At 69.4% G+C, this 13323-nt stretch carries 12 protein-coding genes; 1 reads left to right on the forward strand and 11 read right to left on the reverse strand.

The window, feature by feature from the left end:
- Positions 1–342 precede the first annotated feature (342 nt).
- The 10 genes from RAC81_RS15515 to RAC81_RS15560 all read right to left on the reverse strand — a co-directional run bounded on the left by RAC81_RS15515 (position 343) and on the right by RAC81_RS15560 (position 10694).
- The gene (locus tag RAC81_RS15515; protein WP_375083187.1) at positions 343–774 is read right to left on the reverse strand and encodes a heat shock protein transcriptional repressor HspR; all 432 of its coding nucleotides are present in this window, start codon (positions 772–774) and stop codon (positions 343–345) included.
- Between the two features lie 45 nt (positions 775–819).
- A complete protein-coding gene (locus RAC81_RS15520; protein ID WP_375083188.1) occupies positions 820–1803 on the reverse strand; it encodes a DnaJ C-terminal domain-containing protein in 984 nt (327 codons plus the stop codon).
- Positions 1804–1810: 7 nt separating this feature from the next.
- Positions 1811–2449 (reverse strand): nucleotide exchange factor GrpE, encoded by a 639-nt coding sequence (locus RAC81_RS15525; protein ID WP_375083189.1) that lies wholly within the window; start codon positions 2447–2449, stop codon positions 1811–1813.
- Between the two features lie 2 nt (positions 2450–2451).
- Positions 2452–4317, reverse strand: a complete 1866-nt coding sequence (dnaK, locus tag RAC81_RS15530; RefSeq protein ID WP_375083190.1) for a molecular chaperone DnaK — start codon at positions 4315–4317, stop codon at positions 2452–2454.
- Positions 4318–4468: 151 nt separating this feature from the next.
- A complete protein-coding gene (locus RAC81_RS15535) occupies positions 4469–5836 on the reverse strand; it encodes an NtaA/DmoA family FMN-dependent monooxygenase (protein WP_375083191.1) in 1368 nt (455 codons plus the stop codon).
- The gene (locus tag RAC81_RS15540) at positions 5833–7020 is read right to left on the reverse strand and encodes a hypothetical protein (RefSeq protein ID WP_375083192.1); all 1188 of its coding nucleotides are present in this window, start codon (positions 7018–7020) and stop codon (positions 5833–5835) included. The genes RAC81_RS15535 and RAC81_RS15540 overlap by 4 nt, the downstream gene beginning before the upstream one ends.
- 19 nt (positions 7021–7039) lie before the next feature.
- Positions 7040–7867, reverse strand: a complete 828-nt coding sequence (locus tag RAC81_RS15545; protein WP_375083193.1) for a carbohydrate ABC transporter permease — start codon at positions 7865–7867, stop codon at positions 7040–7042.
- Positions 7864–8790 (reverse strand): carbohydrate ABC transporter permease, encoded by a 927-nt coding sequence (locus tag RAC81_RS15550; protein WP_375083194.1) that lies wholly within the window; start codon positions 8788–8790, stop codon positions 7864–7866. The genes RAC81_RS15545 and RAC81_RS15550 overlap by 4 nt, the downstream gene beginning before the upstream one ends.
- Entirely contained in the window at positions 8787–10058 is a 1272-nt protein-coding gene (locus RAC81_RS15555; protein ID WP_375083195.1) for an ABC transporter substrate-binding protein, read from the reverse strand. The genes RAC81_RS15550 and RAC81_RS15555 overlap by 4 nt, the downstream gene beginning before the upstream one ends.
- 174 nt (positions 10059–10232) lie before the next feature.
- Positions 10233–10694 (reverse strand): DUF3817 domain-containing protein, encoded by a 462-nt coding sequence (locus RAC81_RS15560; protein ID WP_375083196.1) that lies wholly within the window; start codon positions 10692–10694, stop codon positions 10233–10235.
- 93 nt (positions 10695–10787) lie between these two features.
- Here RAC81_RS15560 and RAC81_RS15565 point away from each other — a divergent pair, with 93 nt between their 5' ends.
- Positions 10788–11702: a helix-turn-helix domain-containing protein gene (locus RAC81_RS15565; RefSeq protein ID WP_375083197.1), complete on the forward strand. Its 915-nt coding sequence runs from the start codon at positions 10788–10790 to the stop codon at positions 11700–11702.
- 135 nt (positions 11703–11837) lie between these two features.
- Here the strand turns inward: RAC81_RS15565 and RAC81_RS15570 are convergent, their stop codons facing one another.
- On the reverse strand, positions 11838–13049 hold the full coding sequence (locus tag RAC81_RS15570) for an MFS transporter (protein WP_375083198.1): 1212 nt from the start codon (positions 13047–13049) through the stop codon (positions 11838–11840).
- Between the last annotated feature and the right edge of the window lie 274 nt (positions 13050–13323).

A 13323-nucleotide genomic window follows, 5' to 3' on the forward strand; every position in this document is an offset into this window, starting at 1 on the left:
TGTGTCTTTCCGGCTGTCAAATCGACACGCCGTGAAGCTCAGGAGCAGTTCCGTGCCAGGCGCTGATCGCGCCGAGGCAACTTCACTAGTTTATCCGTTCCGTTCTGGCTGTCAAATCGACCGCCGTCCCGTTCGGGAAGCTCCCACGTCGGACAGAAGTGTGTCCGCGACCCGCTCCGAGGAGCTGATCTGAGGGAGGTGGTTCTCCGCTTGAGGGGGGTGAAGCTCTTCGGCCTCTCCGCTTCCCTGTGGGGCGAACAGGTAATAACTTACGTGGGATCCGCGAGTCCGGCAAATCGCGCTGATCCGCCGGGCGTGTCGAGGCGGATCAGGCACGTGCGTTCAGCCGCGACCGCTGCCCGGGTGCCAGAGCACCACGTCGGTGGATCGGCGAAGGCGACGCCCGCTGGGCATCGGCACGACACCCGACGAGCCCGCGGCGAAGACCCTGACCCCCGGGCGGCTCTCCCGCTCCGCGCGCAGGGCGGCATCGAGCTCGGACACACGGCGGCGCAGCATCCGATTCTCGTCTTCCAGATCGAGCAGTCGGGCGATGGCAGGAAGGCTCATGCCCTCCGACGAGAGCTGCGCGACCTCGCGGAGCTGCTCGATGTTGCGGGTCGAGTAGCGGCGAGAGCCGCCGGAGGTCCGGCCCGGCACCACGAGCCCGATCCGGTCGTACTGCCGCAGGGTCTGCGGGTGCATCCCGGCCAGTTCGGCCGCGACGGCGATCGCGAACACCGGGGTGTCGGCGTCCATCTGCATGTCAGCCATGGAGTGTCACCTTCTTCCGTCCGGTGTTCGTGATCGTCGTCATGGTCATCGCCGCGCCTTGGCCATGAGGTCGGCGCGGGGGTTCTCCGTGGGTTCGAGGGCCTGGAACTTCTGCAGCGCCTCCTTGGCCTCCTCGTCGAGGTGCGACGGCACCGCGATCTGGAGTTCGGCGAGCAGGTCCCCGGTGCCCTTGGATGTGGTGACACCCCGACCCTTGACGCGCAGGACGCGACCGGAGGGTGTGCCGGGCGCGACGCGCAGCTTCACCGTGTCGCCACCAAGGGCCGGAACCTCGATCGTCGCACCGAGCGCGGCCTCGGTGAACGTGACCGGAACCACGATCCGCAGGTTGAGGCCGTCACGGGTGAAGACGGGATGCGGTCGCACGGTGATCTGCACCACGATGTCGCCGCTCTCGCCGCCGTCCGGCGACGGGCGCCCCCGGCCGCGCAGGCGGATCTTCTGTCCGTCGGAGACGCCGGCGGGGATCTTCACCTTGAACGGCTTGCCGTCTTCGCCCTGCAGGGTGATGGTTTCGCCCTGCACGGCGGTGACGAAGTCGAGCGTGGTGCGCGCGGTGACATCGGCGCCCCGCTGGGGGCCGCCGAAGCCGCGGAACCCACCGGAGGTCTGACCGAACCGGCCGGAGCCGAACGAACCGCCCTGCCCCTGGTTGAACATCGCGAAGATGTCCTCGAAGTCGGCGGACTGTCCGCGCCCCTGCTGGCCGAACCGGCTGAAGACGTCTTCGAAGCCGCCGCCGGACTGGCCGCCCGCCGTGAAGCGGGCGCCCGAGCCCATGGCGCGGATCTCGTCGTACTCCTTGCGCTGCTCGGAGTCGGAGAGCACCGAGTACGCCTCGCTGATCTCCTTGAACTTCGCCTCCGCCTTCTCGTCACCCTGATTGGAGTCGGGGTGGTACTTGCGTGCGAGCTTGCGGTACGTCTTCTTGAGATCGGCGTCGCTGACGTCCTTCGAGACCCCGAGGGTCTTGTAGAAGTCCTTGTCGAACCAGTCCTGGCTAGCCATTCATCACCTACTCGGCAGGTACGGCGACGACGACCTTCGCTGGCCGCAGCTCGACGTCGCCGAGGCGGTATCCGACCTCCACCACCTCGAGGATCGTGGGGGTCGTGGCGCCGGGGGTGGGCTGCTGGAAGATGGCCTCGTGGCGCTGCGGGTCGAACTCCTCACCCTTCTCGCCGTACGAGACCACACCGAGGCGATCGACCACGGCGCGCACCTTGTCGGCGATCACGGCGAAGGGCGTGCCCTCGACGAGGTCGCCGTGCTGGGCCGCGCGGGCGAGATCGTCGAGCACGGGGATGAGCCCCTTGGCGGCCTCGCCCTTCGCGCGCTCGATCTCGACCTGACGCTGCTCCTCGGTGCGGCGGCGGTAATTGGCGTACTCGGCCTGCAGGCGCTTGAGATCGTGCAGCAGCGCGTCCTCGGCATCCGCCAGCGCGGCGTCGCCTGCCGCGGCCTCCTCGGTCTGTCCCGCATTGAGGATGTCGTCGACCGTGAGGTCGTCGGGGGCGCCGTCGACCGGCGTCTCGTCCGACCCCTCGGCGGCCATCGCCTCGCGGGAGTCCTGGTTCTGCGGCTCGGGGCCGGATGCCTGAGCATCCGACCCCTCGCTGCGAACCTCGTCGTCGTCGAAGTTCTTGTCCGTCATGATTACTTCTTCTCGTCCTCGTCGTCGACGACCTCGGCGTCGATGACGTCCTCGTCGGAGGAGGAGCCGTCGCCGGCCGGGGCGTCGCCCTCGGCGCCGGCGCTCGGAGCGCCCTCCGCCTGCGAGGAGGCGTACAGGGCCTCGCCGATCTTCGACTGCGACTGGTTGAGCTTGTCGAACGCCGTCTTCACGGCCTCGTCGTCGTCGCCGGCGAGCGCCGTCTTGAGCGCGTCGACGTCGGCCTTGACCTCGGTCTTCACGTCCTCGGGCAGCTTGTCGTCGTTCTCGGTCAGCAGCTTGTCGATCGAGTACGCGAGCGTCTCGGCCTGGTTGCGGACCTCGGCGGCCTCGCGGCGCTGCTTGTCTTCAGCGGCGTGCTCCTCGGCCTCGCGCACCATGCGCTCGATGTCCTCCTTCGACAGCGACGAGCCGCCGGAGATGACGATCGACTTCTCGGTGCCGGTGCCCTTGTCCTTCGCGGACACGTGCACGATGCCGTTGGCGTCGATGTCGAACGTGACCTCGATCTGCGGGATGCCGCGGGGAGCCGGCGCGATGCCGGTCAGCTCGAACGTGCCGAGCGGCTTGTTGTCACGCGTGAAGTCGCGCTCGCCCTGGAAGACCTGGATCGCGACGGACGGCTGATTGTCGTCGGCCGTGGTGAAGGTCTCGCTGCGCTTGGTCGGGATGGCCGTGTTGCGCTCGATGAGCTTGGTCATCATGCCGCCCTTGGTCTCGATGCCGAGGCTCAGGGGGGTGACGTCGATCAGCAGCACGTCCTTGCGCTCGCCCTTGAGGACACCGGCCTGCAGGGCTGCGCCCACGGCCACGACCTCGTCGGGGTTGACGCCCTTGTTGGCCTCCTTGCCGGTCTCGCGCTTGACGAGCTCGGCCACGGCGGGCATACGGGTCGATCCACCGACCAGCACGATGTGGTCGATGTCGGCGACCTTGATGCCGGCCTCGCGGATGACGTCCTCGAAGGGCTTCTTGGTGCGGTCGAGCAGGTCCTTCGTGAGGTCCTCGAACTTCGCGCGGGTGATGGTCTCGCTCAGCGACACCGGGCCCGACTCGGTCAGCGACAGGTACGGCAGGTTGATGCTGGTCGAGGTCGAGGAGGAGAGCTCCTTCTTCGCCTGCTCCGCTGCCTCCTTGAGGCGCTGCAGGGCGATCTTGTCACCCGAGACGTCGACGCCCGTGGTCTCCTTGAACTGCTTGATCAGGTAGTCGACCAGGCGCTGGTCCCAGTCGTCGCCGCCGAGGCGGTTGTCACCGGCGGTCGCGCGCACCTGGATGGTCGAGAAGTCGTCGTCCTTGCCCACCTCGAGGAGGGAGACGTCGAAGGTTCCGCCACCGAGGTCGAAGACGAGGATGAGCTCGTCCTCCTTGCCCTTGTCGAGGCCGTAGGCCAGAGCGGCGGCGGTCGGCTCGTTGATGATGCGCAGGACGTTGAGGCCCGAGATCTCGCCGGCCTCCTTGGTGGCCTGACGCTCGGCGTCGTTGAAGTACGCGGGGACCGTGATGACGGCATCCGTCACCGTGTCGCCGAGGTAGGACTCGGCGTCGCGCTTCAGCTTCTGGAGGATGCGCGCGGAGATCTCCTGCGGCGTCCACTTCTTGCCGTCGACGTCGAACGACCAGTCGGTGCCGATGTGACGCTTGACCGACGCGATGGTGCGGTCGACGTTGGTGACGGCCTGGCGCTTCGCGGTCTCGCCGACGAGCACCTCGCCGTCCTTCGTGAACGCGACGACCGAGGGGGTCGTGCGGAAGCCCTCGGCGTTGGCGATGACCTTCGGCTCGCCGCCCTCGAGGACGCTGACGACGGAGTTCGTCGTACCGAGGTCGATTCCTACAGCACGTGCCATGTTCTTCTCCTTTGTGTTGCTGAGTCTGATGGCCGGAAAGTCCGGGGCGATCAGGGAAACCTGAGTCGCGATGGCTCAACTGTACTCCGGAGGTCGGATGCTGTCAAACAAACTTGATATGAATCGGCTCAACTTTGATCGGGTGGAGCGGCTAGAGGTTCTCACCTCCGCGGTACCGCGCGGCAGGATGCCGGTCCGGAACGCGCGGACCCTCGCCGAAGATCCGTTCCCGCAGCGTCTCCCCCGGCTCGTACCGCTCACGCATCCGCCCGCGCCGCCGCAGCTCGGGCACGACCAGCTCACCGAAGTCGCGCGCCGTGTCGAACGAGTGGTACTGGCGCAGGTTGATGCCGTCGATCCCATCGTCGTCGAGCCAGCCCTCGATGACGTCGGCGACCTGCTGCGGGTCGCCGACCGCGAAGAACCGCGAGTCCCAGGCCTCGTCGACCGCCGCGGCGAACTGCCCCACCGTGAGGTGCAGGGGCAGGCCGCCGGCCTCGATCACGTCGTGCCGCCCCTCCCGCTCGAGGGCCTCGCGCACGGTGATGTCGGCCGGGTGATCCAGCGGATGGAACGGCACGCTCATGTGGATGAAAGGCCCCTCGGAGTCGCGGAACGAGCGATAGCGTTCGAGCTTCTCGCGGGCCTCCGCCTCGGTGCGCCCCACGATCACGGTCGCCATCACCAGGAACCGCGTGTCGTCGGGCCGACGGCCGCGCCGAACGCTCTCGTCGCGGATCGCGGCGATGTTGCGCTCGAGCGCACCCGGCGGGCGATCGGCGGTGAACAGCACCTCGGCGTGCTGCGCGGCGAACGCGATCCCGGCCTTCGACGCGGATGCCTGGAACAGCACCGGCACCCGTTGGCGCGAGGGCTCGCTGAGATGAGGGCCTGCGACACGGAAGTGCTCGCCGTCGTGGTCGATCGCACGCACGGATCCCGGCCGGCTGTACACCCCGGCGTCCTTGTCGACGACGACCGCGTGGTCGTCCCACGAGCCCTCCCACAGCTTGTAGAGGACCTCGACGTACTCGGCCGCGATCTCATAGCGGGTGTCGTGCTCGATCTGGTCGGCGAGACCGAAGTTGCGCGCGGCGTTCGGCAGGTACGAGGTGACGATGTTCCAGCCCACCCGACCGCCGGTCAGATGATCGAGGGTGGCCATGCGCCGCGCGAACGCGAACGGGGGCTCGTACGTCGTCGAGAACGTGACGCCGAAGCCGATGTGGTCGGTGACCGCCGCCATCGCCGCCACGAGCAGCAGCGGGTCGAGATTGGGTATCTGCAGTCCGCGCTCCAGCGCCGGCTCGAAGCTGTCGTCGTACACGTCGTACGCCCCGACGACGTCGGCGAGGAAGATCGCGTCGAAGCCGGCGTCCTCCGCGATCCGCGCCAGTTCGGTCCAGTACGCGATGTCGGCGTAGCGCTCGCGCTGGTTGTCGGGCTGCCGCCACAGACCGTGGGTGATGTGCCCCGGGGTCGCCATCTCGAACAGATTGACGATCAGGCGCTTCGTCATGAGGCCGTGACCGGACGGGTGGACGGCTGAGGCTGATTGAAGGCGGGCACCACCCCATTCAACTCCCAGTCGCCGAGAGCGCGCTGCCGCTGCACCGACGGGTTGTGCGTGGCGATCGTGCGCGCGTTGCGCCAGTGCCGATCGAGGCCGCGGCCGGTATCGACCGACGACGCCCCGCCCACCTCGAAGAGCTCGGCGGTCGCTGCGATCACCGTGGGCAGCACGGTCTGCTGCGCGCGGTAGACGTCGAGCTGGGCGCGGGTGAAGGCCGCGGCATCCGGGTCTCCGGCGCGATACCCGTCGAGGGCCGCATCGAGAGAGCGGGCGGCCTCCAGCACCGTCGCACGGGCGGCGAACGCCGCCGACGACAGCCGCCCGACGACCGCCTGCACCAGGGGATCCTCGCGCGGGAACGCCTCGCCCCCGTAGCCGAAGATGCGCCGACGCGGCTGCACGAACGCCACCGCGTCGTCGACCGCGGCCCGTCCGATGCCGGCGACGACCGCGAGCAGCACGAGCTGGAAGAACCCCATCAGATACGGATGCCGGAACCCGTCGTCATCGAGCGCATAGGGTCGCACGAGCGCCGGGTCGACGACGACGTCGGTGAACGTCGTCGTGCCGCTGCCGGTGAGGCGCTGCCCGAACCCGGCCCAGTCGTCGACCGACTCCACACCCTCGACGTGCGTCGAGACGATCACCTGATGGTCTTCGCCGCGGTAGCGGGCGGAGAGGTCGATCCAGTCGGCGTAGAGGCTGCCCGTCGTGTAGTACTTGCGCCCGTCGAGGCGCAAGATGCCGTCGCGCTCGGTGAGCGTCGTCGCGATGTCGGACGTCGCGGTCTGCTCGGACTGCGCGTTGCCGACCAGGTCGCCGGCGAGCACTCGCTCGTACCAAGCGCTGCGGCGCGCGGCATCCGGCTCGAACCACTGCTGCTCGACGACGGCGAGGTGACCTCGGAACACGTGCGCGACGTTCGAATCGGCCGCGGCGAGATCGATCAGCCGTGCGAACAGGATCGCCGCGCTCACTCCCTCGCCCCCGGCGGATGCGGGCACCCGCGCGCTGCCGAAACCCGAGTCGAGCACTTCCCGGATCTCGGCGCGTGGCAGCTCGCGCACCTGATCGCGCGTGGCGGCGCCCTTGCGCAGGCGCTGGAGGAACTCCGGGGACAGGTCAGGCATGATCTCTCATCTCACACGGTCATTTCACGGCGCCGAGCGAGAGCCCGGCGATCAGGCGTCGCTGCGACACGACGAACAACAGCAACAGGGGCAGGGAGGTGATGACGGCGAGCGCCATGAGGCTGTTCCACTCGGCCGAGTACGTCGAGTTCTGCTGTGCGAGCAGTCCGCTCACCGGGAGCACCACGCCCTGCGGCAGGAAGTTGATCGCGTACACGAACTCCCCCCAGGCCGAGATGAACACGATGCACACGACGGTGAGGATGCCGTTGCCCAGCAGCGGCACGGTGAGCGAGCGGAAGGTGCGCCAGCGCCCGGCGCCGTCGAGCTCGGCGGCCTCGTAGAGCGCCCCCGGGATGGCGAGCGCGAACGGCCGCAGCAGCATGATCGCGAACGGCAGCAGCAGAGCAATGTCGGCGACGATCACTCCGCCGAGCGAGCCCAGCAGCTTCCACGACGCCAGCACGCTGTACAGCGGGATCACCGTCATGGGCTGCGGCACCATCTGCAGCACCAGAAGGGCCGCGAGGAACACCGTGATGACGCGATTCCAGCCGCGCGACACCCGACGGGCGAGCGCCGCGGCCGCGGGGACCGCGATGAGAAGCGTGACCGCGGTGACCCCGATGCCGATCTGCACCGAGGTGAGGATGGCGCCGAGCCCGTCGCCGATCACGTTCGCGTAGGTGTCGAGAGTGGGCGTGAAGATCACACCGTTGGGCTCTTCGAGCACCTGCTGCTTCGTCTTGAGCGAGGTCAGCACGATCCAGAGCAGGGGCAGCAGGTACGCCAGGCCCAGGACGACGGCGAGCGCGCGGAACAGTGTGCGGGCGGGGCGGCTGATCATGCGTGCTCCTCCCGCCGCACGGCGCGGATGTACGGCACGGCGAAGATCGCGACCGCGAGCATCGACACCAGCGCGATCGTGGCGCCGGTGCTCATCTCGAACCCGGAGAACGCCGTGTTGTACGCCAGCACGGGCAGCGTGTTGGTCGTCGTCCCCGGACCGCCCTGTGTGGTCACGTAGAAGAAGTCGAAGCTCTTGAACGCGTACAGCACGGTGAGGATCGCGAGGATGCCGAGCGTCGGGCGCACCTGCGGCAGCACGATGCGCGCCTGGGTGCGCCAGTAGCCCGCGCCGTCGAGAGCGGCGGCCTCGACGAGGTCGACCGGCACGGCGAGGAGGGCGCCCCGGATGACCAGCACGGAGAACGGAAGCGCCGCCCACGCGATGATGCCGGTGACCGACCACAGCGCGAGATCCGGCGAGCTCAGCCACGACACCGGGGGGATGCCGAGGGCGCCCAGCGCGTCGTTGATCGGGCCGCGATCGTCGAGCAGGAACGAGAAGGCGCTTCCCGACACGATCGGAGGCAGCGCCCAGACGAACACCATCACCGCGAGCACGGTCTCGGTCACGCGACCGCCCACCGAGAGGATCGATGCGCCCACGAAGCCCAGCACGAAGTTCGAGACGAGCAGCACCGCTGCGACGCCGATCGTGCGCAGCAGCGCGAGCCAGATCTCGTCGTCGCCCAGCACCGCGGCGAAGTTCTCGAGCCCGGTGAACGGCCACTCCCCCACGATGTTGCTCGGCCCCACATCGCTGAGCGCCATGCGCACGAGCACGATGAGCGGGTACACCGCGAAGCCCCCGAGCAGACCGATCGCGGGCACGAGGAACCAGATCGGCGTGCGGGAGAGCGCGCGCGCGAAAGCGGAGCGCCCGGTCGGGCGCCCCGCATCCGTCAGGGAGAGGGAGGAGCTCACGAGCAGCCGCCGCCGCCGTCCTCGATCGCGGCCTTGATGTCGGCGATCGCCGCCGCGCTGGCCTCCGCCGCCGATGTCTGGCCGGAGATCACGCTCGACACGGCCTCGCCGAGTACGGTCTGGATGTTGGCGGTGTTCTCGTTCCTGGGCCACGAGCCCGAGGTCTGCGCCGCGGCGACGAACGGCTGCACGGCGACGTTCTCCTTGATGGCGGGAAGCTCGGCGACGTCCGCGCGCACCGGGATCGACCCCGCGATCTCGAAGATCGACTCGCCCGCCTCGGGTGTCAGCACCGCCTCTTCGAGGAACTTCCAGGCGAGGTCCTTCTTGTCGGAGTTCGCGCCGATGCCGAAGCCCTCACCGCCCGGGTAGACGATGCTCTCGCCTCCCGCCGGCGCGGGGTACTGCGTCGTGCCCCACTCGAACGACGCCTCCGCCGCATTGCCGAGCTGCCAGTTGCCGTTGATGCCGAAGGCGTAGTCGCCGGTCGCGAACTGCTGCCACGAGTCGTTCTGGTCCCACGTCGCGGTCGCCTGCGGGGTGTAGCCGGCCTTCGCCCAGGTCTCGGCGCGCTGGAACGCGGCCTCCACCTCGGGTCCCTCGAAGTTGCAGTAGTCGATGCCGAGGCCCAGCAGCTCGGGAGCGAACAGCCAGGCCCCCTCGACCGTCGGCGCACCCGACAGTGCGATGCCCTGGTACTGCCCGTGGGCCTTGACGGCCTCGAGGTCGGTCTGCAGCTCGTCGAGCGTGGTCGGAGGGGCGTCGATGCCGACCTCGGTCAGGATGTCCTGGTTGTAGTACAGCCCGATCAGGTTGGTGAAGGGCAGGAGGTTGTAGACCTTGTCGTCGGTCGACCAGGCGGCCGACTCCGCGAACTGGTCCTTGTCGGCGAAGCCCTCCCAGTACTCGGTGAGGTCGGCCGTGACGCCGCCGGCGACGAGGGTCGGGTAGTCGACGACGATGTTGTTGATGAACAGATCGGGGGTGTCGCCGGTCGCGACCGAGGCGAGCAGCTTCTGATCCTGCTGGTCGCCGACCGTCTCGACGATGTCGACCGTGACCCCGGGGTTGTTCTTCTCGAACTCGTCGGCCTGCGCCTGCAGCCAGTCGGCCTGGGTGCCCTGGTAGTAGCTCCAGAACGTCAGCGTCTGGTCGTCGGACGAACCGCCGCCCGCGCTGCCGTCGGAGATCGCGCAGGCGCTGAGACCGAAAGCCAGACCTGCCGTGATGATGAGCGCACCGCTGCGCCGTGCTCGGGATGAGTGCATGGGGGATCCTCGGATGCGGGGACGGATGCCGGTCGAACGACCGCGTCAGAACGCTAGGGGAACCCTCGATCACCGGCGACACGCCCGACGCAATTCGTCACGGGGCGTCATACGGGGCGTCACACAGCGCTATATACCGTGCGGTGCGCGCAGGTGTGCAAGCGGAGTGCGCTGTTACTTGCCGCCGGGAGGACCCACGAGCAGCAGGATCACGTACAGCGCCACGATCGCGACCACGAGCAGGATCGCCAGCACCCACGGCCGCTGCAGGAACCAGCGCATCAGACGGTCGTACCAGCGGGCGTCGCGCGGGTCGTCGGTCGCGGCGAGGCGCCACTCCCCGGTCAGCCGACCGGTGCGGTGCAGCCAGATCTCGGCGGGGATCGTCGCGTACGGCACGACGGCGCTCGCGATCGCGACGACCGCGACTCCGACGTGCCAGCGCTGGTTGAGGGCGACCAGCACGGCGGTCGCGCCGTAGGCGAGGAACACGAACCCGTGGATGCCGCCGCCCACCGTCACCACGATGCCGGGAGCGCCGAGCGCGCGGGCGATGATCGCCGCGATGAGGATGGTCCAGGTGATCGCCTCCGCGATCGCCAGAACACGGAACAGACGGCCGGGTGAGCGGAACACGGAACTCCTCGGATGGGTGTCCTGCCAGCGTAACCGGGGGCGCGTCGACGCTCGAATCGGAATACCGGTCGCCGCGCAGACGTTGCCGAAGGCATGGTGACGACCGTTCCCTCCGCCCTCACCCGGGTGCTCGACGGCGTCGACCTCACGGTCGGCGTCGCCCGCCGCGCCGCGTTGCGCCCCGGTGACCGGCTCCCGCTCCCAGCGGGGGCGGCGACCCTCGTCTACATCGCGGAGGGCACGGTGCACGGACACCCGCCGCTGAACACGGGATGCCGTCTCGACGTCGACCGCGTCTCGACACTCATCGAGGTCGACGACCGCCCGGCGGACACGGCCCTCACCGTCGGCGACGCATTCCTCACGCTGGGGCGCACCGCGTTCGCGCTCGAGGCCGACGAGCAGGCCGACCTGGTCGTCTTCGATCTCGAGTTCTCCGACGCTGCACGGACGCTCGTCGCCGGCATGCCGGATCCGATCACCGTGACCGCGTTCGACGCACTCGAGCCCGCGGCCGCCGCGCTCGCCGGCAGCATGGGGCCGACCGACCCTCCCGGCTCCCCCGCGCGCCAGGGCGATCCGCTGATCTGCCGCATGATGGCGAAGACCGTGCTCCTCTCGGTCATCCGGGCGTGGGCGTCGAACGGCTGCGCGCCGGAGGGCTGGCCCTCGGCATCCCCCGATCCGTTCCTCGACCGCGTCGTCGCGGCGATCCACGAGCAGCCCGGTCGCGAGTGGACCGTGGAGAGCCTCGCGACCGTGGGCGCGATGTCGCGGTCGGCGTTCGCCGAGCGCTTCCGCCACGCGATCGGCCGCTCGCCCGCCGACTACGTCACCGAGGTGCGCATCGACGTGGCCAAGGGAATGCTGTCCGCCGGCCGGTCCGTGTCGGAGACCTCACGCGAGCTGGGCTATGCGTCGGACGAGGGATTCAGCCGGGCGTTCCGTCGCCGCACGGGGCTGACGCCGTCGGCCTGGCGGGCGTCGCGCGCGGCCGTCCCTGTCTGAGCCCGCCGTCCCTGTCTGAGCCCCCCGGTCCGTGCCTGACCCCGCCCGGAGAACCCGGGTCCCCGGCGCGGAACGCGGCGTGTCGGCCCGCGACACGCCGTCGTGACACCCTGCGGTCTGCGTTTCCCGGGCCCCTCAGCCGAGCGCCCCGAGCGCCGCGCGCGAACTGACCCGGTTCGACGCCCCGAACAGCACCGCACCCAGCACGAGCACGACGGCGCCGATCACGTAGACAGCCTCGACGCTCAGGGTGTCGACGAGCAGTCCGCCGACGCCGGCCGCGAGCGTGATGGCGCCCTGGAACCCGACGACGACCAGGCTGCCGCCCGCCTCGAGCCGGTCCGGCATGCGGTGTCCGACCCAGGTGTTCGCGACGAGCAGCCACGACGAGAAGAAGAAGCCCCACACGAGCACGACGATCCCGACCCCGATGACGGTGCGGGAGAGCAGGATCATCGACAGCACCGACACCGCGATCACGGCGGGTGCGAACACGGCGAAGAACGCGAAGCGGCGGTCGATGATGAACCCGATCGACAGGTTGCCCGCGAGACCGCCGAGACCGAACAACGCGAGCAGCACCACGATCGTGGAGGCGTCGACGTCGGGGATCCGCTCGAGCGCGAGTCGCACGTACGTGTAGGCGAGGAAGTGCCCGAGCACGACGAACACGTGGCCGACCATGCCGAGCCCGATGCCCGGTCGGCGCAAGGTGTCGACGAGGAGTCGGATGCTGGACGCCTGCTCGGCCGGCACCGACGGCAGCGCGAACCGCAGCGCCACGGCCAGCAGCACCATGAGCACGCCGGCGATCGCGAACACCGTCTGCCAGTTCACGAACTCGCTGAGCATGACGCCGAGCGGCACGCCGGCGACCGTCGCGAGCGAGACCCCCGCCGAGGTGAACATGACCCCGCGGCCGAGGTGCTCGGGCCCGGCGAGACGCACCGCCACCGTGATCGACATGGCCCAGAAGGCGCTGATCGCGGCCCCGAGCAGGAACCGTGCGAGGAGCACGATCACGAGGTTCGGCGCGATCGCGACCACGAGGTTCGACACCGCCGCGGCGAGCGCCATCCACACGAGCAGCGACCGCCGATCGAGCCGCGGGAAGATCAGGCCGACCGTGGGGGCGACCACGAGGCCGACCAGCGCGGTGACCGTCACGGTCTGCCCCGCCTGACCGGGCGTGACGCCGAGCGCGTCTGCCATCTCGGTGAGCACGCCGTTGGGAAGGAACTCGGCCGTGACGAGCAGGAAGCCCATCAGCATCAGCACGACGAGTCCGCCGTAGCGGATGCCGTCGGCGCGGGAGGTCGTCACGGGAACGGGGGCGGTCGTGGTCATTCCTCCAGCATCGTCGGGCTGCGGCGCGCCCGCCCGACGGGGCGTCCACGGCATCCGACCGTTCGTCCGGACAGCTGGGCCCGGACAGCGGGGCCCGGACAGCGGGGTCCGGACAGCGGGTCTGGACAGCATCCGTCTCGCGCTCTAGGCTCGACGACGCACCGGGACCCGCCCGGAAGGCCACAGGAGAGGAGCCGCTGAGATGAACACCGTCTTCGTCGCGCCCCTCGCCGACATCCTTCCCGAGGCCGCCCGCTCCTGATCCGCGCGTGGC

The sequence above is a fragment of the Microbacterium sp. CR_7 genome, assembly GCF_041954755.1.
In the GTDB taxonomy this organism is placed as follows: domain Bacteria; phylum Actinomycetota; class Actinomycetes; order Actinomycetales; family Microbacteriaceae; genus Microbacterium.